The sequence below is a fragment of the Syntrophorhabdaceae bacterium genome (assembly GCA_036504895.1).
Taxonomy (GTDB): domain Bacteria; phylum Desulfobacterota; class Syntrophorhabdia; order Syntrophorhabdales; family Syntrophorhabdaceae; genus PNOM01.
In genome coordinates this window covers 25454-48099 of sequence record DASXUJ010000087.1, presented here as the reverse complement: position 1 = coordinate 48099, position 22646 = coordinate 25454, and the positions used below count along the sequence as shown (strand labels likewise).

Genomic DNA, 22646 nt, shown 5'->3' with positions numbered 1-22646 from the left:
CAGTTTGATCAGGAATGAGCGTACGTTGATAAGCGGCTTCAAATTTTGCACGGTGCTTTCTGAAAGCGGTTATTTGCCCATCCGAAGAATAGGCTTGCGCACTATTTTCTGCCAGTTCCAACAGACGTTTGCGAAGAAGGAGTTGAGTCTCTACCGGTACATTTTCAGATAAATGCTCTAATAAGTGAGGACGGATATCTTCAGCAATATACCAAGTACCGTCCCATTGCGTCCATACACAGCCTAAACTCTTTACACGTCGAAGGAGGCTTTCCGTTGAACCATCGCTCTGGGTCACTAAGCCTATCGCTTGTCGGGCTATCGCATCATTAAGCGAAAGCGCTGCTGAACAGGCGAAAAGCGCGCGTTTAGCTTTTTCATCACCTGAGAGCAGATCAATATATTCCGAAACTGCTGATTGAGGCATGCTCATATCCTGCTTATCTATATTTTATCATCGTGTTTTGATAAATACAACTGCACGGCTTCACCATGTCCTAATTTACTCGTAAAGCGACGAAATCCCGCAATGCCAATTAATATAATTATAGATTTTTCCCGGTTCTCTATCGATGCCTATTCCAGACATTTTATCGCATATTTCGCATGCCTCATTATCAGTGTAACCCCAATTCGTTTTCAAATGCTTTTCTACATCTTCACGAGTGAAAAAGGAGCCAGCAAAGTCTTCAATTTCAACCCCGAGAAGTTCTTTCGGCCCCCTTGCTCCAGTCGAGAGATACAAACAAACCCTAGCAACAGGAGGATTTGTATCAGGCCGCAGGGCAAGAGTCCTGAGCAGTCGATTTATAATATCGCTTCGATATTGATCTGTAATAATGATACTGACGATTGGTTTTTCAGTTGTTGATGCGAAGGCTCGAAGCTCTTCCAAGGCGTCAATATCTGAGCTTTGCGCCATGTGTCTGCCGAATTGTTCCATAAGCTGCGAAACAATACTCGCTAAATCCAATGGGATATTCGCCTGAATATCAGCGCGTGCAACTAAACATCCGTTCTGCAGACTTGCATCTGCCTCGCACCATCTTGTGAGCTCACGTCCATCAAAATCAGGGTCTTTTGAAAACAAGAAAAGCTTCGTTTCTCCGTTTTGAATTGCCCCCCTGAATCTTGCAACAATTAGATCCCGATCGATACGGCGTTGTTCAGCTCTTTCCGCCTTAAGTATGTTAAGAGCATCAACTTTCAAATCCGGCAACGGCCCTTTTTGAGCGTTGAACGCAACTTTTGCCCACGGTTTTGCCCAACCAATAGTACCGCGGGACATTTCATAGATCTCTGGGCTCAACTGTCTCCACTGCGAATTAAACCACTGCATGATCCAATCCGCCATATCGCGTACGATATCGTCGTCCTTATGCCAAGAAAGTTGAAACTGTAGCTCGTTTCTAAGCATCGGATTAGGCGTTACGATTTGAAATCCCTTGACGAGGGCATGCTTAACCTGGTGCAACTCAGATACGGGGTTTAAATCGTAAAGGCGGTGAATGGTTCGAAAATACCGTGCGCGAACCGGAGAAATATCTAATAGGTCTGCCAGTGCAAGCAGTGTCCCTAAAAGCCGGAGTCGCCCCCGTCGATTGTTGAAAATGTAATCTTCCGAATCAAGCGCTAGAGCAAAATCTGTCCAGTGCGCTCTGGCGATAAGAGCTATAGCTTGGCGCTGGTTAGTATCGGTGATTGGTAGAGTGATTCGCCTTACTTCCGGGCCTATCTGGGCCGAAGAATAAAGAATAAGATCGTAGGCATATTGCGCATGTTTTTCTCTTGCATCAGGCTCATCGAGCTGCATCCCGATATCATGCAAACAGCAAGCTGCTAACAGAACATAAATCTCTTCCGGCTCCAATGGCATCGCGGATTCCATAAGAGGGCGCGTTAAATTATCGAGATTCTGCTCTACTTGCTCAATGTGTGGTTGCCCGTGCGCCGTATATAGTCGGAAGGCTTGCTCAGCCCACATCTTGAGCGTTTCTTTATAAATGTTATCCAATTCACCCGCAAGAGCAGGATTCATTTGTGTAAGCTTGTCATACAGATAACGGTTAGACACAGGAGTTCCTAAATTAATTCAAATTAAAACATCATGAAGTGATGAAGCGGTTCGCTCTTACAGACGGAGCGAACCCATCTTTTATTGAGTATCTATTGCTTGGATTCTATTGTGTTCCATATCTTACAAAATTTCAAGCTAAAAATACTCGGGCGAGCAGAATAGTTGGGCGGAACAAGCCCAAGTAATACTGTGGGGGACGTAGTTGACAAACTTGACTAACTGCCTAAAGGAACCAAATGGACGGCCTGCGGAATTGGCAGATATACGTTGTCACGCTGGTCAACTACCCCTAGGGCCCCTTCACCCCATAAGCCGAAGTTATTCCTCCTGAGCGCCAAACCCCGGTAAAACCTGCCGCTCCACCAAAAAGGGCAAAGAGGGTGAACTGTACCGATCCGACGAGGACACATTGCCCCGTGTTGAGCAAACAAGGTTACGAAGAGAAAGGCATCGCGTCGTGGTACGCTCCGTCTTTCCACGGACGTAAAAAGCCTTAAGGAGTGACTAACTACCTAAAGGAGCCGAACGGACGGCCTGCGGAATTGGCAGATATACATTGTCACGTTTGTCAGCTATGCCCCCCATGGAGCCCCCAAAAGGGCTTTTCCGCGGAAACGGTGCATGACTTGCTTTCCCCTCGTTAAAATCTGCAGAACAGTTTGAAAACGTTCCCTTGACGTGTGTCACGTGACGTGTTACACATAGATAGTGATAAAGACCTTTGCTGATAAACATACTAAGGAGTTATTCACGGCGGGGAAATCGAAACGGCTGCAACCTGACATCATCAGGAGAGCCGTACGGAGGTTGGAGTATGTTGACCTGGCGACATGCATCGATGATTTGAGAGTGCCCCCGAGCAATCGTCTTCACGGATTGAAGGGAGATCGGGAAGGAACGTACGCTATTTCCATAAATGATCAGTGGCGTATCTGTTTCAGATTTGCCGACGGAGATGCGTATGATGTTGAAATAACAGATTATCATTAAGAGGTGTTCAATGAGTATCAAAAATGAAGGCATGAGGAAAATAAAGCCGACACACCCCGGAGAGATGCTTCGAGAGGACTTTATGCCTGACTATGGCTTAACCGTCGCCTCCCTTGCCGCAGCCCTCGGGACATCCCGGCAGACAGTCAATGAATTACTTCGGGAGCGGCGCGCTATGACTTCAACCATGGCATTGAAGCTCGCTCGCCTCTTCGGCAATAGCCCGGAGTTTTGGTTAAACGCCCAGCAGGCTTTTGATTTGTGGGAAGCCGGGACGCGGCACAAGGAGGAGATTGAGCGTATCGTGCGCCTACCCGCCGCATAAGTTTATCGACATCCTCCCCGCCCAGAACGACGCGGTCGGATTCGGTCGAATTTGAGACGACTTGCGTGTCTTTAACGCATCAACGCTTTCACGCATTAACGCATTAACGGGTTTACAAGAAGGGGATTTTATAGACCTGACCGGCGCGCTTCCTGATCTCGTCATCCGGAGCATTGAATGAAGCCCTATAATTGAAGAAAAGGAAGAGATTGAGGAGCATGATGCCCTTTGAAGGGAGGGGTTGAAAGTATCAAATATCAATATATATCAAGGACGGCCCCTTTCTGCTCAAAAGATTGCCCTCTGAGGGGACGATGCGGCTTTCCTTGATGGTACCGGGCGATTAGAAGCCGGCGGAATGATCGGGCTTGGACGTCTGGTTCTTGAGGCCGAGAGCGTTGAAAACCAGTTGCTCCGCCAGATTGGCGACCTTATCGATGCCGCTCTTATGGTCAAAGTCGAACCAGTATGTGGTCCATGTCAACATCCCGAGTAAAAAGAGGGCGGTGAGGGAAGGGTCGATGGTCGGGCTTATTCTGCCTTCCGACTGGATTTGTCCTATGGTGTCTCGAAGAAGAAAATAGTGTTTCTTCCACTCTGTTTTCACATCACGGAAATATTTATCCTTGACGGTCAGGGTATCGTGTATGAGGACCCGGAGTTCGGGGTGGACACAGATGATCTCTTTGGTATAGGTGCGCACCATGTAGGTAAGCCTTTCCACCGGGTCCCCGATAGAGGCGGCTTTTTCGATGTAGGGTTTCAGATCCCGCTCCATGGCCGCCCCGTGGACAGCCATGAGAAGTTCGCGTTTACCGCGGAAGTAACTGTAGAGGGTTGGCCTGGTAATCTTTGCCGCAGCGCAGATGTCGATTGTCGAAACGGAAGCGGCGTTTCCCTTCTTCACAAGGACTTTCCGCGTTGCCTGGATAATCCTGTCCCTCGTCAGGCCTTGTTGATTTTCTTTCTTGATTTTGCACCCCCGTCATCTGCTGAAATTGGCATCATGGATAGGTAAATTTATTTTACCACTGCCAACGGACTTTGTCAAACTTCAGTTAATGCCATCTAACATCATGATATTAGGTTATAAGACAAATAGTAGTTGACACATGTGTAAAGTATAATTAAACTTACATGTATGTAAATTGTGATCTGTGTAAAGGTGCTCACGATGGGATGGGCCACGCAATAGATATCAGATAGGAGGATTGAAATGGAAAGAACAGAACGAACCGGGGAGGCGTCTTTTGAGTCTTCTCTCATCACGCTCGTAGTGAACGGCAGAACCTATGAACTGGAGGTGGGGGAAGGCGCCGAAAAAGTCGAAGCCTCCGCGACCCTGGCCCATACCCTGAGGGAGACACTGGGACTTGTGGGCACCAAGGTCGCCTGCGACAATGGTGCATGCGGGTGCTGCACGGTACTCATCGAGGGAAAGGCCCTCCTTTCCTGTATGACCCTCACGGTGGAGTGCGATGGAAAGAAGATACAGACGATCGAGGGCCTCAGAGACCCTGTATCCGGCGTTCTCGATCCTCTTCAACAAGCATTTATAGATCATACTGCATTCCAGTGCGGGTACTGCACCCCCGGCATCCTCATGAGCGCAAAAGCCCTTCTCAATGAAAACCCCCGCCCCACTGAGGACGAGGTGAAGGAAGCGCTCTCCGGGAATTTCTGTCGATGCATCAGCCATTACCAGGTAGTCAAAGCCGTCATCGCGGCTTCAGAAATGACGAGGTGACGCAATGGCACACACATACAGATATATAGGTAAGACAGCACCCAGGAGAGATGCTACGGATATTGTCACGGGAGGAACAAAATTCCTCAACGACATCAAACAGATCAGATTCCCCGACATGCTTTACGGAAAGGTGCTCCGAAGCCCCCATCCCCACGCCCTCATTAAAAAGGTCGATAAGGCACGGGCCCTCAAGCTGAAGGGAGTGAAAGCGGTCCTTACCTGGGAGGATGTTCCCGATTGGAAGGCAGGCACGCCGCGTATAGTGCGCATCCTTGACCGTAAGGTCCGCTATGTGGGCGATGCGGTCGCGCTGATCGCGGCTACCAGCGAGGAGGTAGCCAGGGAAGCGCTCGGTATTATCGATGTGGAGTATGAAATCCTGCCCGCTGTCTATGACGTGGAAGAGGCCCTCAAACCTGATGCTCCCCAATTGTATGAAGAACTTCCAGGCAACGTCGTAACGCCGGGACACACTCTCCTGGGACCGAAAGGGCTGACCGAAATCGTCATAGGGGATGTGGAGAAGGGCTTCGAGGAAGCCGACGTGATCACCGAGGGAACCTTCGGATACGAGGGAACGCCAAACCCCATGCCTCCCGAGCCTCCCGGCGTAGTTGCTCTGTGGGAGGAACCGAACAAAGTCGATCTTTGGGTCGTAAATCAGTTCCCCTACCTCGATAAGATCACCCTTTATTTTACCTTTGGCAGAAAAGTAGATGTAAGGGTCCATGGCGGTCCCTGCGGAGGGAGTTACGGATCACGGACTATGTCGTGGCAGGTGGAAGCCTACGCAACAGCCCTGAGCAGAGCTACAGGCCGACCCGTAAAACTGATCTTGACCAAGGAGGAACACCTCGCCACGTTTACTATCAGGCTTGGCTCGCGGATGCGAGCGAAAGTGGGCATGAAGAAGGACGGGACTCTCACCGCAGTGTCGGGCAAATGGTTTGTCAATACCGGATATTACTCCTACAGTACCCAGTTCATGGTTGCGGTCGGATCAGGGGAGGCGCAGATTATGGCCCGGTGCCCCAACTGGAATCTAAAACCCGTGATCGTCTGCACCAACCGCAACGCGTCAGGGCCGGTGCGTGGCTTCGGCGGCCAGGAGCTCAAATGCGCCCTCATCCCCCTTCTCTCCCTCGCCATGCAGAAGGCTGACGTCGACCCGCTGGAGTTTTTCAAGAAGAACTTCGTAAAACCGGGTGAGGGTTATTTTTGGAGAGACGGTATCTGGTATACCTACAGGGGAGCTGATTACCGCAAGGCCATGGACCGGGGCGCCGAGCGCTTTGGCTGGAAGGAAAAATGGAAGGGATGGCTTAAGCCTTCCTCGGTAAAGGGCGTCACGCGAAGGGGGGTGGGTGTGGCCTCACACGGAAACGCGGACGTGGGAGAGGATTCTTCGGAAGTGCACGTCCATCTTCGTCCGGACGGGACGGCGCTCATCAATTCGAACGTGACGGAGCATGGAACAGGACAGTGGAGCAACTTCCAGAAGATGGTGGCGGAAGTCCTGCAATTGCCCCTGGACCGGGTGACGATGACGCCGTCAGATACGCTCTTTAACCCCTACGAGTTCGGGCCCGCAGGGTCCAGAGGCACCTACGCGATCGGAAGCGCCATGATCGCTGCGGCAGAGGATGCGAGGAAGAAGCTTTTCGAGATAATCGCCCCCGAGCTTCAGGCAGGGCCGGACGACCTGGACACCATGGACGGGATGGTCTTTGCCCGTTCCAATCCTGAAAGGAAAATACCCTGGAGGGTGATAGGGGCCGACCGCACCGTAACCGGTTTGGGGCGTTTTGAGGCAGACTATACCATGTCCAACTGCATGACCACCTTTGTCGAGGTAGAGGTCGATACGGAGACCGGGAAGGTGGATCTGGTGCGTGTCGTGAATGCCACGGATGTGGGCCGGATCATAGACCCCCAGGGTCTCGAAGGCCAGCTCAACGGGTGTCTCGGTTCGGGAGGGATCGACAGCGCACTCTTCGAAGAGATAGTGCTTGACCGTTCCACCGGGCACATACTTAATGCGAATATGATCGACTACAAATGGCGAAGCTTCTCCGAATTGCCCCAGATCGACAATGTGGTCCTTGAAACCCCTTTTCCCACCCATCGTTTTCACGCGGTGGGGGCCGGAGAGGTTGCGACAGCGCCCGGCCCGACTGCAGTCCTCATCGCTGCCTCGAACGCCGTCGGCACATGGCTGCACGAATACCCCCTCACGCCGGACAAGATTTTGAGGGCCCTCGGGAAGATTCCCTCCGGCCGTAAAGGAGGTGCTTTATGAGATCTTTTGCCCACATCAGTGTTCCCACAATAGAGGCCGCCCTCGCTGCCATGAAAGATTATGAAGGGAAGGCCCGTCTCATCGCGGGCGGCACCGATCTTTTCGGCATGCTGAAAGATGAATTTCTTCCCCTTTACCCTGAAACAATCATCAATATAAAGACTATCGCCGATTTCGACTACATAAGAGAGGAAAAAGGGTACGCTGAAAATAGGGGCCCTCGCGAAGCTCGCCGACATGGCAAAATCACCCCTTCTCCGCAAGAAGTTCGAGGCCCTCGCCCTCGCCGCTCATTCGGTGGCTACGCCCCAGATCCGTAACGCTGCCACATTAGGCGGCAATCTCTGTCAGGACGTGCGATGCTGGTATTACCGATACCCTCGACAAGTCGGCGGTCCTATGGACTGTCTGCGCAAAGGGAAAGGGACATGCCTTGCCGTGCGCGGCGACAACCGATACCATGCGATAATAGGCGGAAAGAAATGTTTTGCCGTCTGCCCTTCGGATGTTGCCGTGGCTGTTGCCGCTCTGGAAGGGCAGGTGGTAATCGCAGGACCGACCGGGGATAGAAGGGTGGCCATCTCAGACTTTTATGCTCCCCTCGGCAATGCTCTTGTAACACACGAGATGGTAAGAGAGATTGAAATTCCAGAAATAGCAGATCAGGCGCAGCAGGTATTTCTCAAGTTTACCCTGCGAATACCGATAGATTTCGCCATTGCAAGCGTTGCAGCCGTCCTGACCACGGAAAAAGGCGTCTGTTCCAAAGCCCGCATTGCCCTTGGCGCGGTGGCCCCGGGGCCTTTTCGGCCGACGGCAGCAGAGGAATTTCTCACCGGGCGAATGATCGACAACGCGGTGGCAGAGGAGGCCGCCCGGTTGGCCGTGGAGGGGGCAAAGCCCTTAAGCGGAAATGCCTATAAAGTCGAGATCGTCAAGACCCTCGTGAAAAGGGCGATAACGTCTTAAGGGACAGAGGGAAAAGTTTCCCCACGATTAGAGAAGCGGTTTAGGGAAGGGGTGCGAAATATGGCCATTTGGGCAGCCCTTCGTCCATCCTGCCCGGGACGAAGGGCTTTTTTATGAGGCGGGATTGCGTCGTTTCACCGGTAGGTTCAATCTGAGCCAAGCAGTCAGTGCGCTCGATGGTGCGCTGCTCGCGGTCCGAGTGGAAACCATTCCCCGGTCGACTCTCCCCGTAGCTATCATTGCCACAGCGGTTGTGTTATAATGAGTACATCACATTGCGACTGATCACCAATTCTCTTACGTCCCGCGGTTATTTGTTATCCTGAAAGGCCATCGGAGGCTAAGGGTGACTGCCAGACACTCCAATAAACAATAAGGCTATTTTTATGGGCTTCAAACAGGACACGCTCTGGGAAGAAGCAGAGAAGACCCTGTCTGTGAGGACGGGGAAAGAACCGCCCCTTGACGCAGGTTCACTTACCCATCAGCTTGAGGTCCACCAGATCGAACTGGAGATGCAGAACGAAGAGCTTCGGGCATCCCAGCTTGAGATTGAAAAATCAAGGGAGAAGTATTTCGAGCTTTACGACCTCGCCCCGGTCGGTTACCTTACCTTGAGTGAGAAGGGCTTGATCACCGAACTTAACCTCACCGCGGCAGGGTTTCTGGGTGTTGAACGGAAATCTCTTATCAACAGGCCCTTTTCCCGCTTTCTCGATCGTGACTTTCAGGACACATTCTATCTTCACATTCGGGAGGCGTTCAGGTCCTTCACAAAGCAGACCTGCGAACTGGCGCTCAAGCGGCATGACGGCGCAGCAATCCATGTCCAACTGGACAGCGTCGGGGTAAGCATTAATGGACAGAATATAGTGCGTGCCGCCCTCACCGATATCAATGAGCGCATGCGGGCAGAGAAGGCGCTCAAAACGGCCCACGAGGAACTGGAACAGCGGGTTCAGGAGCGTACCGCCGATCTGAAAGAAGCACACGACAGGCTCAAAGCGGAGGTGGCCACGCGGGAGGAGATGGAGGAAAGGCTGCGCCAGTCGGAAAAGATGGAGGCTGTCGGCACTTTAGCCGGTGGGATCGCGCACGATTTCAACAATATGCTGGCTGCGGTCATAGGATTTACCGAGATGGCGATCGATGACAGCGAACCCGGCAACAGCGCCGTAGCCCGTGCCCATGATCATGTCCTGAAAGCAGCCTTCAGGGGGAGGGACCTCGTAAATCAGATCCTTGCCTTCAGCCGGAAAAGCTATCCGGACGTCGTCCCCCTCCAACTGACCCCCCTTATCAAGGAGACGGTCAAGCTCCTGAGGGCCTCGCTCCCTTCCACCGTTGAGATTGATGTGAAGATAAAGACCACGTCGGACACGGTCCTTGCCGATCCGTCGCAGATGCAACAAGTGATCATGAATTTATGCACCAATGCCGGCTTCGCCATGCGGGCCACGGGAGGGGGTAGACTCACGATAACGGTCCGTGATGCGGGCTTGTCTCATTCGACGCTGCCTGCCGGTCTGGAACCAGGGCCCTACTTGCTTTTCAGCGTAAAAGACACCGGCACAGGCCTGAAGTCTGAGGTAATAAAAAGGATCTTCGATCCCTTTTTTACCACAAAGGAACCGGGCCAGGGTACGGGCATGGGCCTTGCGGTCACGTACGGTATTGTGAAGAGCATCCACGGCGACATTACCGTCAGGAGCGTACCGGGAAAAGGCACTACTTTCAAAATCTTCATCCCTCAAGCTGAACCAGCCGTTCAATCGGATGAAATCGCCCTGGATGAAATCCCGCACGGGACCGGACTTATCCTCTTCGTCGATGACGATGAGGCCCTTGTGGAGTGGGGCCGGACGACTCTCAGGCGTCTCGGGTACAAAGTTGTCGGGGTAACGGACAGCCTGGACGCACTTCGCATATTCATGGATAATCCCGGCAAGTTCGATGTCGTCATTACGGATCATACGATGCCTGCCCTGACCGGATTAGATCTCGCAAAGGAACTCGTGAAGGTAAGGCCGGATATCCCGGTTATCCTCTGCACGGGGTACAGCGAAACTGCATCTCCGGAGATGGCGACGGAAGCGGGGATTAAAGAATTCCTCTTGAAACCCCTCGCCAAACGCGACCTGGCAGAGGCAATCCGGCGGGTACTCGACAAGAACGGGCCGCCAAGGGAATAGATTAAGAAGTCGCCCATGAAGGACCCGTAGTCACCATGGTAAGTTTTCAGTCATGGACAAGGGGCGGGGAAGAGCGGAACCGGAGGACTTTCGACTGCCTACGGGAAGTACATCTCGGAAGTACGAACCATCCGGCTTCTGGTCGGGGCGACTGCATATGAACCAGCGATTCTCATATAAGCGAAGCCGACAAAAGGTCTACTCGACCCGATGAGAATAAGCGTCAGTCGTGATCCATGGAATCCCGTAAGCCCATGCTGTGTGATGTAGCGCGCACGGCGCGCGAGAGGGGAAGGCTCGCTTGGCTTTGCCAAGCGAGGGGGCGACGTGAGCCCCGTTAACTGTGCGACGTGAGCCCCAATGGTTGAATATGGTCGGGGCGACTGGATTTGAACCAGCGACCTCTTGCTCCCAAGGCAAGCGCGCTAACCATGCTGCGCTACGCCCCGTTCCGGTGAAACGTTAGCATAGAAAAGCGTTGATTTGCAATATCAACGTCGAATCAGGGCCCGGGGATCGTTTCGGCTTTTCCATTATTCTCTTGCAAATGAGGGCCAGAAGGTGAAAAACTGGATAAATATGGACTGGAAAAAGATAACGATCATAGGGGTAGTGGCGCTCGTGATGATAATGAGTTACGGATGCGGCAGGTCTCCCGCCGATTCACCGGGATTAAATAAAAGACCTGGCCTGTCGATTGATTCCCATAAAGATGGCGGGGAAAGGCGTGGCTTGTTCACGAAGGAGAATGGGAAAGAGGAAGGGGACGAGCCTGGTGAAGGGGAAGAAGGGGAAGAAGATGGCGGGGAGGAATGAAGCGCTGCAGAATGAAACGCTTCCATGAAGCGCCGCCATTGACTTTTTGGGCCTCTTGAGGCAACAATATTCCCATGATCGGTATATCGAAACTTTATTGCGGCGCGGTTGAGGCCTCGGACCCTTTGCGGTACGGCAGGGAGTCGGGGAAGCTTCCTTCCCACCTTCTTCAGTTCTCCAAGGACAAGAAGCCCGTGGTGGTCTGGAATACGACCAAAAGGTGCAATCTCAAGTGCGTGCACTGCTATGCCTTCGCAGAAGGCGAGGGGGAGCGTAAGGGGGAGCTGACCACGGAAGAGGGCAAGAAACTGATTGACGACCTCGCCCGCTTCGGCGCGCCGGTCATCCTTTTTTCGGGCGGCGAGCCGCTGCTCAGGGAGGACCTCCCGGAGCTGATCGATTACGCGGTGAAGAAGGGCATGAGGGCGGTGATCTCTACGAACGGCACCCTTATCACCGAGGAGAAGGCCCGGATTTTCTCGAAATACTCTCTTTCCTATATCGGGGTGAGCATCGACGGCATAGGCGAGGTGAACGACGCATTCAGGGGCGTGAAGGGGGCCTTTGACAAGGCTGTCGCCGGAATCAGGAACGCGAAGGCGGCGGGCATAAAGGTCGGCCTCCGGTTCACGATCAATAAAAGGAATTACAAGGAGATACCCGCGGTGTTCGACCTTATCGAAAAGGAGAAGATCGAGCGGGTCTGCTTCTACCATCTCGTTTATGCGGGACGGGGGTCCAAATTGATCGATGAGGACCTTTCCCACGAAGAGGCGAGGAAGGCGGTCGATTACATCCTCGAGCGGACAAAGGGTTTTTTCGACAAGGGGCATCCGCTGGAAGTGCTCACTGTGGATAACCATGGGGACGGACCCTATATCTATCTGAAGCTTCTAAAAGAAGATCCGAAGCGGGCTGAAGAGGTCTATGCGCTTCTCACGATGAACGAAGGCAATTCCTCGGGAGTGGGGATCGGCTGCGTCGACGAGGCGGGGAATGTCCACGCCGACCAGTTCTGGCGCCACCACACCTTTGGGAACGTGAGGCAGAGGCCCTTCAGCGAGATATGGATGGATACCGCCGACCCGCTCATGGCGCGACTCAAGGAAAAAAAGCGGTTCGTGAAAGGCAGGTGCGCCCGGTGCCGGTGGCTTTCCGTGTGCGGGGGCAATTTCCGGGTAAGGGCAGAGGCAAAGACCGGAGACCTTTGGGCCGAAGACCCCCAGTGCTATCTTACTGAAGCAGAGATCACCCCATAAGGAGCCGACCATGTCAACCTTTCCCGCCTATCGACCCAGAAGACTGAGAAAGAATGAAAAAATCCGCGCCATGGTCCGCGAGACGGAGATCTCTTTGGACCATCTGGTCTATCCCCTTTTTGTGAAGGAGATGGCCGAGGACAAGGTTCCCGTGCCTTCCATGCCTGGTATCGACCAGTTTTCGGTCGAAGGACTGATGAGGGAGATAGAAGAGTTGGTGGACGTCGGTGTGCCGGCGATCATGCTCTTCGGGATACCGGAGGAGAAAGACGAGACGGGCAGCGGCGCCTTCGATGAAAAAGGGATCGTCCAGCGCGCGGTGAGGGCGATCAAGAAGCTCTTCGGAGACGATATTCTCGTGATTACCGATGTGTGCATGTGCGAATATACGAGCCACGGCCATTGCGGAGTGATAAAGGACGGCGAGGTCGACAACGACGAGTCGTGCAAGCTCCTCGCAGCGAGCGCCTTAAGCCATGTAGCGGCCGGGGCCGACATGGTCGCCCCATCTGACATGATGGACGGAAGGGTGAGGGCCATACGGGAGACCCTCGACCAAAACGGGTTCTCCACGATTCCTATCATGAGTTATGCGGCAAAATATGCCTCCAGCCTCTACGGGCCCTTCCGCGACGCCGCGGAATCGGCCCCTCAATTCGGCGACCGCAGGGGCTATCAGATGGACCCTCCCAACCAAAGGGAGGCCCTCCGGGAAATAGCCCTCGATATAGAGGAAGGCGCCGACATCGTCATGGTCAAACCGGCCCTCTTCTACCTCGATGTAATCTCGGAAGCGAGGCGCCTCTTCGACCGCCCCATCGCCGCCTATTCGGTGAGCGGCGAATATTCGATGATCAAAATCACCGCTTCGAAGGGGTACCTCGACCTCAAGAGGGCGGTGCTTGAATCGACCCTAAGCATACGCCGGGCGGGCGCCGACATCATCATTACCTATTTTGCAAAGGATTTGGCGAGATGGTCCAAAGAGAATACCCTCTGAGGATGGTCGCCTGGGAGGTGACGCGGAATTGTAACCTGAGCTGCGTCCACTGCAGGGCATCCGCAACGGGCGGCCCCTATACGGGCGAGCTCTCATTCACTGAGTGTACCCGGATACTCGACGAGATACGCTCATTTTCCGACCCCACCATCATCCTTACCGGGGGAGAGCCCCTCCTGAGGGACGATATCTTCGACATCATATCCTATGGCGCCGGAAAAGGGCTCCGCATGGTCATTGCCGTAAACGGGACATTGCTGGATGAAGAAAAGGCAATCAAACTCAAGCAGGCGGGCATAAAACGGGTGAGCATGAGTCTCGACGGCACGGACAGGGAGTCTCACGACAGGTTCCGGGGGGTTTCGGGCTCTTTCGACGCGGTCATGAAAGGGGCCGGGATTCTCCGCGCGGTGGATATGCCCTTTCAGATCAACACCACCGTGACGAGGCTTAATGTGGCCGATCTTCCCTCTATTTATGAAAGGGTGCAAGCCATCGGAGCAGTGGGGTGGCACGTATTTCTCCTCGTGCCCGTCGGACGCGGCGAAGGCCTCAAGGGCGAAGAGCTGAATACGGCCATGTACGAGGCCACCTTAGAAGAGCTTTACGCAATGGAGCAGAGAAACGAGATGGAGCTCAAGGTGACCTGCGCCCCCCATTACTACCGCATAGTGAAGGAAAAGGGGGACACCCCCAAAAGCGCGGGATGCCTCGCAGGCAAAAGCTTCATGTTCATATCCCACCAGGGCATAGCCCAGCCCTGCGGTTACCTCGAAGTGCCCTCGGGGGACGTGAGGAACCGGGGAGTGAAAAAAGTATGGGAAGAATCGGAAGTATTCACCGGGCTCAGGACCCTCACCAATTACAAAGGCAAGTGCGGCGGATGCAAATACCTGAAAATATGCGGCGGCTGCCGGGCCAGAGCGTATGAGGGGACAGGGGACCTGCTCCAACAAGAACCCTATTGTAGTTACACCCCGGGTTGAGCGGGGTTTGGGGTGGGGTGCCGCCTTTTTCCGCATATCTTCGTTGTCCGCGTCGTCTCTCTCCTCGACGTACCTCAAGGTACGCCTGCGTCGGCTCCTCCTAGCCGCCTCAATCTGCGAAAAAAATCGACCCGCCATGGCAGGTTCATCAATCTTCCAAAATCTGAAAGAATTACTTCCTGTGCGCTTTAGATCTTTCATATTTTGTCTTTGCTAACGACTAACGACTAACGACTAACGACTATCGACGGTTTCTGCTTTTTCATCAATTGACATCCTCCTCGGCGATGCTTTTATTATCTCTTAGGTTCGCGCACTTGGGCTGATCGGACACTATTCTCTAGGAGGTTACCATGTTGAAACCAACCAAAATACTCGTACCTACCGATTTCTCCGAATATTCGGACAAGGCCTTGAAGCAGGCGCTCGATATCGCGAAACAGTATGGCGCGAAAGTATTCCTCTTTCATGTGATCCATGAGGAGGTGCACCAGTGTGTAGTCGATTATTGCATTACCGACCAGCAGCTCACCGCGGTGAAAGAGCAGATGATGAATGAATCGCGGGCGAGCCTCGAAAAGCAGCTGGCGAAGTTTCCCCAGGCGGCCGGTGAAGTGGAAGTGGTCCCGGACGTGAAACTGGGCGTGCCTTACGAGGCTATTCTTGAAGAGGAAAAGGAGAAGGGGATCGACCTCATCGTGATCGCCTCTTTAGGAAGGACAGGCATTGCGAAATACCTGATCGGCAGCGTGGCCAGGAATGTCCTGAAAGGGGCGAAATGTCCGGTCCTTTTGACGAAATAATCACGGACCTTTTTGTGACGCGGCGCTTTCCACAAAAGAAAAGAGAGAGAAAAATCATACGAACCGGAGGCTCCCATGTTTAAACCTCAAAGAATACTCGTACCCACCGATTTTTCGGAATTTTCGGACAAGGCCCTGGCCCAGGCCCTCGATATTGCGAACCAATATGACGCCGGGGTTCATGTCCTTCACGTGATCCACGAAGAGATGCACAGGTGCGCGGCCGATTACTGCATCCCCGAAGACCAGATGGAGAAGTATAAGGACCAGCTTTTGCAAGGCGCCGCCGAGGATCTTCGGAAACAGGTGGCCAAATTCCCGGAAGCAGTCGGGGTCGAGATCTCCCTCGACGTAAAAAAAGGCATACCTTACGAGGCCATACTGGAAGAGCAAAAGGAAAAGGAGATCGATCTTATCGTGATCGCCTCCCTGGGTAAAACGGGGATAATGAAATATCTCATGGGGAGCGTGGCGCAGAACGTGATAAAGGGCGCCCACTGTGCCGTGCTCGTCATACGGTAGGTCCGACGGCGACTATGACTGAATCGAGCCGGGAGAGCCGAGTGCCTCCCGGCTTTTTAGTCCGAGAAAGGAGTAACCCTTGAACAGACTGGCGAACGAAAGATCGGCCTATCTCCGCCATGCGAAGGACCAGGAGATTGACTGGCGCCCCTGGAGCGAAGAGGCCTTCGAAGAGGCCCGCCTTCAGGATAAGCCCGTATTCCTGAGCTCCGGCGCCCAGTGGTGCCACTGGTGCCACGTGATGGCCCGTGAGTGCTTTGATAATGAAGAGGTGGCGGCCCTCCTTAACGAGCGTTACATCGCGATAAAGCTCGACCGGGACGAGAGGCCCGACGTAGACAAGAGATACCAGCGGGCTGTGGCGGCCATGGGCCTCGGCGGAGGATGGCCTCTCAGCGTCTTTCTCACGCCCGACAAGAAGCCATTCTATGGGGGTACTTATTTTCCTCCCGAAGAAGCATACGGAAGACCCGGATTCAAAACCATTCTCCTGACCCTGAGTAATCTTTACAGAGAGAAAAAAGAGGAGATTCTCGCCCAGAGTGCAAAACTCCTCGATCTCCTGAAGGAAAAACCCCCCGCTCTCGGCGAGATAAAGGAATCGGCAGTGGAAGAGGGCGTCGGTCTTATAGTCTCGGGGTATGACAGCACCCACGGAGGGTTTGGGGGTGCGCCGAAGTTCCCCATGTCCGGGGCTCTTGAGCTGCTCCTCAACAGATTCTTTCTTACCCGTGACGCATCCTATGGGGCCGTGGCCAGGGAGACGCTTTTCAACATGGCCCAGGGAGGCATGCACGACCAGTTGGGAGGAGGGTTCCACCGGTATTCTACCGACGAAGCATGGATCATTCCCCATTTTGAAAAAATGGCGGATGACAATGCATGGCTACTCAGGAATTATGCCGACGCCTATGCGGTCTTTCAAGAGCCTTATTTTAAGGAAGTGGCAGCCGGCATCGTGGGGTGGTTCCTTTCCGACCTTTCCGATCCCCGGGGCGGGTTCTATGCAAGCCAGGACGCGGACGTGACCCCCGAAGACGAGGGGGGCTTCTTCACCTGGACCGACGATGAATTGAAAGCGGTCCTGGACGACGAGGAGTATAAGGTCCTGTCGCTACGGCTTGCCGGCCCGAAAGGACGAATGCACCATGACAGGGCGAAGCATGTCCTCTACGTCGCGAGGACCGTAACGGAAATAGGAAAGGCCCTCGGTCTCCCCTCACCATCCGTGGAAAAGATCGTGGAAAGGGGAAAGAAAAAGCTCCTGGAAGCCCGTAATGGAAGGAGCAGGCCTTACGTGGACACCGCCCTTTATACGTCTCTTAACGGTCTCGCCATAGCCGCCTTCATAAAAGCTTACAGATTTCTCAATATCGGGGATGCGGCGGATTTCGCCTTCAAAAGCATAGACAGGGTTCTTGAAAAGAACGTTCACGACGGGCGCCTTCTCCACTGCGAGGGCGTGCCGGCCCTCCTCGATGATTACGTCTTCTTCTCCTGGGGTCTGATAGAAGCCTACGAGGCTACGGGGCGGAAGGAGTATCTCGACAGGGCCGCCCATTTCATGGAGGCTGCCATTGCCGAATGCGGCGATGAGGTGGGGGGAGGATTTTTCGACACAGCCGGGGAGGTATTGGGCATACGGCTCAAGGGGGTGGAGGATATTCCTCATCCCTCCGCCAATGCGGTCGCCATCCCCGTTCTTATGAAACTCGGTTTTATGCGGGACGACCAAAGGTACAGGACCGCCGCCGTGAAGGCGCTCCAGGCGTTCTCTCTTCAGGCGCAATACATGGGGGCCCACGGCGCCTATTACCTCTGCGCCCTCGACGCCTACTTCAATATGTGGGAGCTTACCTTCAACCTCTCTCCTGACGGGGAGTATGCGAGGGCGGCGCGGTCGATCTTCGCTCCCTATCAGGCCATCAAATATGGTCCCGACCTGGGGAACGTCTCCCCGTGCCGGGCAGAAGTATGTCTGGAGCCCGTCGCCAACGTGAAGGAGCTCGAAGCCCTTCTCGCTTCCGGCCCCCGGGGCTCCCGCCCCTGAAGGACCTCACCGGCCCTCCCCATGCAATTTATTTGACAAAAGGGGGTTTTTGTATCAGAATCTTCCCATAAGATCGAATGCAATGAATGGAGGCATGGTCTGGTCAAAAAAATTATCGTCTTTACGCTCCTCCTGTTATTGAGCGCACCTTTTATTTTTTGCTCCGCGGAAGCGAAAATGGTAGTGAGGTACGGGCACACGGGGCCGGTCGATCATCCCCAGCACCTGGGCGCCGTTGCCTTCGCGAAATACGTAACGGAGCGAAGCAGGGGAGAGATCGAGGTCAGGGTATTTCCCTTCGGCCAGCTTGGCGGTGAGCGGCCCATGCTCGAACAGGTCCGGACGGGAACGCTCCACATTACGGCCGTGAGCGCGATCGTCCTGGCGAATTACGTAAAGGAAGCAGGGGTTATAGGACTGCCTTTTGTCTACCCCGACCTCGAGACCGCCTATAAGGTCCTTGATGATAAAGAGGTGATGGAGCGGCTCTCGGGATTTACCGAACAAAAAGGTCTCGTCCTTATCGGGTATGGAGAGAACGAGGCGAGGGACTTCACCAATTGGAAAGGGCCCGTAAGGAAGCCAGGGGATTTTAGGGGATTAAGGGTAAGGGTGGCGGAAGGTCCCATCTATATGGATATGTTCAGGGCCCTGGGGGCGGAACCTGTTTTTCTTCCTCTGCCGGAGGTCTACAGCGCTCTTGAGCGGAAGCTGATCGACGGGCAGGAGTTCTCCCTTTCTCTTGCGGTCTCGATGAATTTTATTGAAGTGAACCGGTTTGCGACCATGACGGATCACATCCTGGTGGAATGCCCCCTGATGGTGAGCAAGTCATTCTGGGAAACCCTGTCGCCGGAGCAGAAGACGATCTTCAGAGGCGCCGGCGAGGTCCAGGCGAGGATAAACAGGGAAGGAAATGCGAAGCTGAGGGCCCTGGCCCTGGAGCAGGCAAAGGCCCGAAGAGTGGAGATGACCTTGCTTACACCGGCGGAAAGGGAAGGTTTCAGGGCAGCCCTCAAACCGGTACATGACAAATACAGGTCTGCCTATGGAGCGGAATGGTACGATTTTTTTATCAAAAAAATCGAATTCTATCAGGGTAAGAGATAACAAAAAGAGGGGCCGGATTCAAAGGGAAACCGCTGCGGCCCAATAAAGCGAAACAGAAATGGCAAATGTTCTGATTATCGACGACGACGAGATCATTTCGGAAATGCTCTCCGATATGGTTTCCATTTGGGGACATCATCCGGAAACCGCGGCTACCCTGCAGGATGGGGTGGATAAAGCCCGGGGCGACTCTTTCGACGTGGTTTTTCTCGATATAAGACTCCCCGACGGCAGCGGCCTCGATGTGCTGCCCGTGCTCCGGGAGGTGCCGTCGTCGCCTGAGATAATCATCATTACCGGTTACGGAGATCCTGACGGCGCCGAGCTTGCCATAAAGAACGGCGCATGGGATTATATCGAAAAATCTTCCTCCATCAAGGAGATGGAGCTTCCTTTTGTCCGGGCAATCCAGTACAGGCAGGAAAAACGCTCGAAGATGCCCCCTGTCTCCCTGAAAAGGGAAGGCATTATCGGAAGCTCGCCCCAGATGCAGGCATGCCTCGATTTTCTCGCCCAGACCGCCAACAGCGACGCCAATGCCTTCATTTTCGGAGAGACGGGGACAGGCAAGGAGCTTTTCGCCCGGGCCATCCATGACAACAGCATGCGGGCCCACCGGAATTTCGTGGTGGTGGATTGCGCATCTTTTCCCGAAACCCTCGTGGAAAGCATACTTTTCGGCCATGAAAGGGGGGCTTTTACAGGGGCCGACAAAGCTCAGGACGGGCTCATAAAGCAGGCCCACGGCGGGACGCTCTTCCTTGACGAGATAGGAGAGCTCCCTGCATCGATTCAAAAGACTTTCCTCCGCGTCCTCCAGGAGCACCGCTTCCGAACCGTAGGGGGTAAGCAGGAGATAGAGAGTCAGTTCAGGCTCATCTCCGCCACCAATAAAGACCTGGTGGATCTGGCATCCAGGGGGATCTTCCGGGAAGATCTGCTCTTCCGCCTGCGTACTTTAGGCGTCGAGCTGCCCCCATTGAGGACCCACAAGGAAGATATTAAAGAGCTTGCCATTCATTTCGTCACGAAGATATGCGAGCGCTACGGAACGGGGATCAAGGGATTCTCGGCCGATTTTCTGGAGGCCCTCATGACCTATGACTGGCCCGGCAATGTGCGAGAGCTGATCAACGCCCTTGAACGGGCAATCTCCGCGTCATACCACGAGCCTACCCTGTTTCCGAAACACCTCCCGACCGAGATCAGGGTGAGTCTCGCCAGGGCGTCGGTTTTCAAAGAGTCTCCCCAGGAATACGATACAAAACCGGCTTCTTCCAGGTTGCCTCTTCAGCCGCTCAAGGAATTCCGTGACGCCGCGGTGGCACGGGCGGAGAAAGGATACCTTGAAGACCTGATCCGCCTTTCCGCGGGTAATATAAAAGAAGCATGCCGAATATCCGGCCTCTCCAGGCCGCGTCTCTATGCCCTCCTCAAGCAGTATAACCTCAAGAACCTCAAGAGAGAATCGGAAGAATAGGCAGATAAAAGCTCAGCCCTTTCTTTTGCCCAGTCTCCCGGGGTGAGACAGAACGTCTTGACCCACGAGAACTTTGTCTCAGACCGCAAGACAGCCCCATCCCCCTCCGGAAGACCCATTTACCTCCTTTTCCGCGTAAAATAAGGGAAAAACAGAGAACGGGGGAGTTGTGCCCTAATGGCACGCATCTTGCGTTATAGGATGATGTGCAGGACAGAGGATAACATGGCGAAATCGATAAATTACGACGAAAGGGATCAAGACCGTGAAAACTCCTGTAGAATGCCTTACGTGGCGCTCTACTCGAAAAGTTCTCTCGTACTCGATACGCTGCAGCGCGCAACCGCGGAGGTCATGCCGAATGCCAGGGTCGAGCGGTATTACACAGTCGGGTCAATGGGCGAAGCACTTCGCAGGGCGGCTTTCGATTGCGCGATTGCGGTCATTGTGGCATCCGATAAGGAAGAGCTTCGGGAAATTGCAGCCCTGCGCCCGTTCCTCTGGGGCCTGCGGACCATAGTGGTGCTATCGGACGGGGATGAGGAGACCATTTCTCTGGCTCATAGCCTGGGACCCCGCTTTGTAAGCAACGCGGAGGACGGTTTTCTGAAAGTTACGGCAGTATTGAACAAGATGCTTGAAGACCATAATGTGAAGTCCAATGTTGGATAAGGAGGTTTAGGATATGCATACGATTCGACAGGAATGGAACCCGGCGGAAGTAAAGGGCGTCATTGACGGGGGAAATGGTATACCAGGGTTCGAGACGACACCACACGGAGCTCAGGACCCGTTGCTCATGAATAACCTTTACTCGATTCTCACGCTCTCTCTCTTCTTCTATGACAGAATCACACGGCCTTTTGACGGCCGGGAGGATGACCGGGTAGTCTCTTATGCTCAGGAATCCGGAATCGGCTCCTGAAAGGCAGGTTTAGTTTTAATGGAGGAGCAGATGATCAATTCCGAAACTCACACGGGTAATTTTCAGGATGAAGTCGCAAAAAGGCTTATCCGCTGGAGCGGCCGGGAACTGACGGGAGGGGGGCAGCAAGACGTCAAGATGGTTACAGGCCACGAGCCATCCCCCGATGACACGGATATGGCGGGGATAATGCAGTTTGCATCCCAGATTGCCCATCACTTCAATAATATTCTTTCCGTAATGTCGGGCTATGGGGGACTTCTCAAGTCGAAGATGGAGAAAGACGACCCTTCTCTGGTCTTTGTGGAGAAGATGCTCGCATCGTCGCTAAGGGCCCACGATCTGGTGAGAAGTCTTCTGCTCTTCACAGGGGACGAGAAGAGCCGGCTCAGACAAGTGGACCTTAACAGGGTAGTGAAGAGAGCGGGGAGGTTCCTCGCATTCGAAAAAGAGAGAATAAAGACAAAGGTCGAGCTCCACGAGAGCAGCCTTTTCATTATGGCCGACGTGGTGAGGATGGAAGAAGTCCTGGCCAACCTCATTGAAAATGCGCGCGATGCCATGCCTTCCGGCGGCACGCTGACGATTCGGACCGAACCGGTATTCACGGACGAGGGGCTTGCCTGCGGCGCTGAACCCGCATTCGTAAGCCTGTCGGTAACGGATACGGGATCGGGAATGGATGAAGGGACCCGGGAAAAGGTATTCGAGCCTTTCTTCACGACCAAGGGACCCGGAACCAACATGGGTCTCGGTCTATCGAAGGTGTATGGAATAGTGAAGCAACACGCGGGCGTTATAGAAGTGGTGAGCGCGCCGGGCGAAGGGAGTTCAATAAAGATACGATTGCCCCTTGTCGAAAGAGGCCGTGCGGTGGCGGAGCCCATACCCCTTCCGGATTCGGTCATGGGGACGAGTATCCCGCTATGCAGTTCCCGGTGGCCGGTATAGAATTATCGGGAGGTGAAGAAGGTCAGATAAATTTGGTGTTAACTCCCCCTCACCCCTCCCTTCGGCTTCGGCCCCCCTGCCTTTTTCCTCCTTGCTCTCCGAGGTGGTATTTGACAGGGGAGGGAGGGGTTCCCCCTAAAGA

At 53.9% G+C, this 22646-nt stretch carries 20 protein-coding genes, 1 tRNA gene and 1 pseudogene; 18 read left to right on the top strand and 4 right to left on the bottom strand.

What is annotated here, in order from left to right:
• Both VGJ94_12375 and VGJ94_12370 read right to left on the bottom strand, forming a co-directional pair.
• Positions 1–427 (bottom strand): hypothetical protein (locus tag VGJ94_12375; GenBank protein ID HEY3277407.1); only part of this gene is annotated, 427 nt, incomplete at its 3' end.
• A 75-nt stretch (positions 428–502) separates the two neighbouring features.
• A complete protein-coding gene (locus VGJ94_12370) occupies positions 503–2074 on the bottom strand; it encodes a hypothetical protein (protein HEY3277406.1) in 1572 nt (523 codons plus the stop codon).
• 1003 nt (positions 2075–3077) lie between these two features.
• Here VGJ94_12370 and VGJ94_12365 point away from each other — a divergent pair.
• Positions 3078–3392 (top strand): HigA family addiction module antitoxin, encoded by a 315-nt coding sequence (locus VGJ94_12365; protein ID HEY3277405.1) that lies wholly within the window; start codon positions 3078–3080, stop codon positions 3390–3392.
• Between the two features lie 343 nt (positions 3393–3735).
• Here the strand turns inward: VGJ94_12365 and VGJ94_12360 are convergent, their stop codons facing one another.
• Entirely contained in the window at positions 3736–4323 is a 588-nt protein-coding gene (locus VGJ94_12360; protein ID HEY3277404.1) for a TetR/AcrR family transcriptional regulator, read from the bottom strand.
• A 285-nt stretch (positions 4324–4608) separates the two neighbouring features.
• On the opposite strand from VGJ94_12360, the gene VGJ94_12355 reads away from it, so the two are divergent.
• The 5 genes and pseudogenes from VGJ94_12355 (at position 4609) to VGJ94_12335 (ending at position 10602) form a co-directional block, all read left to right on the top strand.
• The gene (locus VGJ94_12355; protein HEY3277403.1) at positions 4609–5139 is read left to right on the top strand and encodes a (2Fe-2S)-binding protein; all 531 of its coding nucleotides are present in this window, start codon (positions 4609–4611) and stop codon (positions 5137–5139) included.
• Between the two features lie 4 nt (positions 5140–5143).
• Entirely contained in the window at positions 5144–7441 is a 2298-nt protein-coding gene (locus VGJ94_12350; protein HEY3277402.1) for a xanthine dehydrogenase family protein molybdopterin-binding subunit, read from the top strand.
• Positions 7442–7642: 201 nt separating this feature from the next.
• Positions 7643–8083 (top strand): annotated as a pseudogene (locus VGJ94_12345) (FAD binding domain-containing protein).
• Positions 8069–8410, top strand: coding sequence for a hypothetical protein (locus VGJ94_12340; protein HEY3277401.1), 342 nt, complete (start codon positions 8069–8071; stop codon positions 8408–8410). Before VGJ94_12345 ends, VGJ94_12340 begins: the two are co-directional and overlap by 15 nt.
• A 386-nt stretch (positions 8411–8796) precedes the next feature.
• Positions 8797–10602: a response regulator gene (locus VGJ94_12335; GenBank protein HEY3277400.1), complete on the top strand. Its 1806-nt coding sequence runs from the start codon at positions 8797–8799 to the stop codon at positions 10600–10602.
• Between the two features lie 371 nt (positions 10603–10973).
• On the opposite strand, the gene VGJ94_12330 is transcribed toward VGJ94_12335, so the two are convergent.
• Positions 10974–11051, bottom strand: a tRNA-Pro gene (locus VGJ94_12330).
• Positions 11052–11163: 112 nt separating this feature from the next.
• Here VGJ94_12330 and VGJ94_12325 point away from each other — a divergent pair.
• The 12 genes from VGJ94_12325 to VGJ94_12270 all read left to right on the top strand — a co-directional run bounded on the left by VGJ94_12325 (position 11164) and on the right by VGJ94_12270 (position 22504).
• Positions 11164–11418: a hypothetical protein gene (locus tag VGJ94_12325; protein HEY3277399.1), complete on the top strand. Its 255-nt coding sequence runs from the start codon at positions 11164–11166 to the stop codon at positions 11416–11418.
• A gap of 74 nt (positions 11419–11492) precedes the next feature.
• A complete protein-coding gene (gene ahbC / locus VGJ94_12320) occupies positions 11493–12677 on the top strand; it encodes a 12,18-didecarboxysiroheme deacetylase (protein ID HEY3277398.1) in 1185 nt (394 codons plus the stop codon).
• A gap of 10 nt (positions 12678–12687) precedes the next feature.
• Complete coding sequence (gene hemB / locus VGJ94_12315) at positions 12688–13677, top strand: porphobilinogen synthase (protein HEY3277397.1); 990 nt, start codon at positions 12688–12690, stop codon at positions 13675–13677.
• Positions 13653–14663: a radical SAM protein gene (locus VGJ94_12310; GenBank protein ID HEY3277396.1), complete on the top strand. Its 1011-nt coding sequence runs from the start codon at positions 13653–13655 to the stop codon at positions 14661–14663. The genes hemB and VGJ94_12310 overlap by 25 nt, the downstream gene beginning before the upstream one ends.
• A 353-nt stretch (positions 14664–15016) precedes the next feature.
• Entirely contained in the window at positions 15017–15466 is a 450-nt protein-coding gene (locus VGJ94_12305) for a universal stress protein (GenBank protein HEY3277395.1), read from the top strand.
• 75 nt (positions 15467–15541) lie between these two features.
• On the top strand, positions 15542–15988 hold the full coding sequence (locus VGJ94_12300; GenBank protein HEY3277394.1) for a universal stress protein: 447 nt from the start codon (positions 15542–15544) through the stop codon (positions 15986–15988).
• 79 nt (positions 15989–16067) lie between these two features.
• The gene (locus VGJ94_12295; GenBank protein HEY3277393.1) at positions 16068–18038 is read left to right on the top strand and encodes a thioredoxin domain-containing protein; all 1971 of its coding nucleotides are present in this window, start codon (positions 16068–16070) and stop codon (positions 18036–18038) included.
• 177 nt (positions 18039–18215) lie between these two features.
• Positions 18216–19148 carry a DctP family TRAP transporter solute-binding subunit gene (locus VGJ94_12290; protein HEY3277392.1) on the top strand — a complete coding sequence of 311 codons (933 nt, stop codon included), beginning with the start codon at positions 18216–18218 and terminating at the stop codon, positions 19146–19148.
• A 58-nt stretch (positions 19149–19206) separates the two neighbouring features.
• Positions 19207–20628: a sigma-54 dependent transcriptional regulator gene (locus VGJ94_12285; protein HEY3277391.1), complete on the top strand. Its 1422-nt coding sequence runs from the start codon at positions 19207–19209 to the stop codon at positions 20626–20628.
• A 225-nt stretch (positions 20629–20853) separates the two neighbouring features.
• Positions 20854–21300: a hypothetical protein gene (locus tag VGJ94_12280; GenBank protein ID HEY3277390.1), complete on the top strand. Its 447-nt coding sequence runs from the start codon at positions 20854–20856 to the stop codon at positions 21298–21300.
• A gap of 13 nt (positions 21301–21313) precedes the next feature.
• Positions 21314–21553 (top strand): hypothetical protein, encoded by a 240-nt coding sequence (locus VGJ94_12275; protein HEY3277389.1) that lies wholly within the window; start codon positions 21314–21316, stop codon positions 21551–21553.
• Positions 21554–21583: 30 nt separating this feature from the next.
• On the top strand, positions 21584–22504 hold the full coding sequence (locus VGJ94_12270) for an ATP-binding protein (protein HEY3277388.1): 921 nt from the start codon (positions 21584–21586) through the stop codon (positions 22502–22504).
• Positions 22505–22646 lie beyond the last annotated feature (142 nt).

Bases quoted from the DNA above. Each gene is read 5' to 3' on its own strand.
- VGJ94_12365 (HEY3277405.1), top strand. From the start codon at position 3,078: ATGAGTATCAAAAATGAAGGCATGAGGAAAATAAAGCCGACACACCCC.
- VGJ94_12355 (HEY3277403.1), top strand. From the start codon at position 4,609: ATGGAAAGAACAGAACGAACCGGGGAGGCGTCTTTTGAGTCTTCTCTC.
- VGJ94_12350 (HEY3277402.1), top strand. From the start codon at position 5,144: ATGGCACACACATACAGATATATAGGTAAGACAGCACCCAGGAGAGAT.
- VGJ94_12340 (HEY3277401.1), top strand. From the start codon at position 8,069: ATGGTAAGAGAGATTGAAATTCCAGAAATAGCAGATCAGGCGCAGCAG.
- VGJ94_12335 (HEY3277400.1), top strand. From the start codon at position 8,797: ATGGGCTTCAAACAGGACACGCTCTGGGAAGAAGCAGAGAAGACCCTG.
- ahbC (HEY3277398.1), top strand. From the start codon at position 11,493: ATGATCGGTATATCGAAACTTTATTGCGGCGCGGTTGAGGCCTCGGAC.
- hemB (HEY3277397.1), top strand. From the start codon at position 12,688: ATGTCAACCTTTCCCGCCTATCGACCCAGAAGACTGAGAAAGAATGAA.
- VGJ94_12310 (HEY3277396.1), top strand. From the start codon at position 13,653: ATGGTCCAAAGAGAATACCCTCTGAGGATGGTCGCCTGGGAGGTGACG.
- VGJ94_12305 (HEY3277395.1), top strand. From the start codon at position 15,017: ATGTTGAAACCAACCAAAATACTCGTACCTACCGATTTCTCCGAATAT.
- VGJ94_12300 (HEY3277394.1), top strand. From the start codon at position 15,542: ATGTTTAAACCTCAAAGAATACTCGTACCCACCGATTTTTCGGAATTT.
- VGJ94_12290 (HEY3277392.1), top strand. From the start codon at position 18,216: ATGGTAGTGAGGTACGGGCACACGGGGCCGGTCGATCATCCCCAGCAC.
- VGJ94_12285 (HEY3277391.1), top strand. From the start codon at position 19,207: ATGGCAAATGTTCTGATTATCGACGACGACGAGATCATTTCGGAAATG.
- VGJ94_12280 (HEY3277390.1), top strand. From the start codon at position 20,854: ATGGCGAAATCGATAAATTACGACGAAAGGGATCAAGACCGTGAAAAC.
- VGJ94_12275 (HEY3277389.1), top strand. From the start codon at position 21,314: ATGCATACGATTCGACAGGAATGGAACCCGGCGGAAGTAAAGGGCGTC.
- VGJ94_12270 (HEY3277388.1), top strand. From the start codon at position 21,584: ATGATCAATTCCGAAACTCACACGGGTAATTTTCAGGATGAAGTCGCA.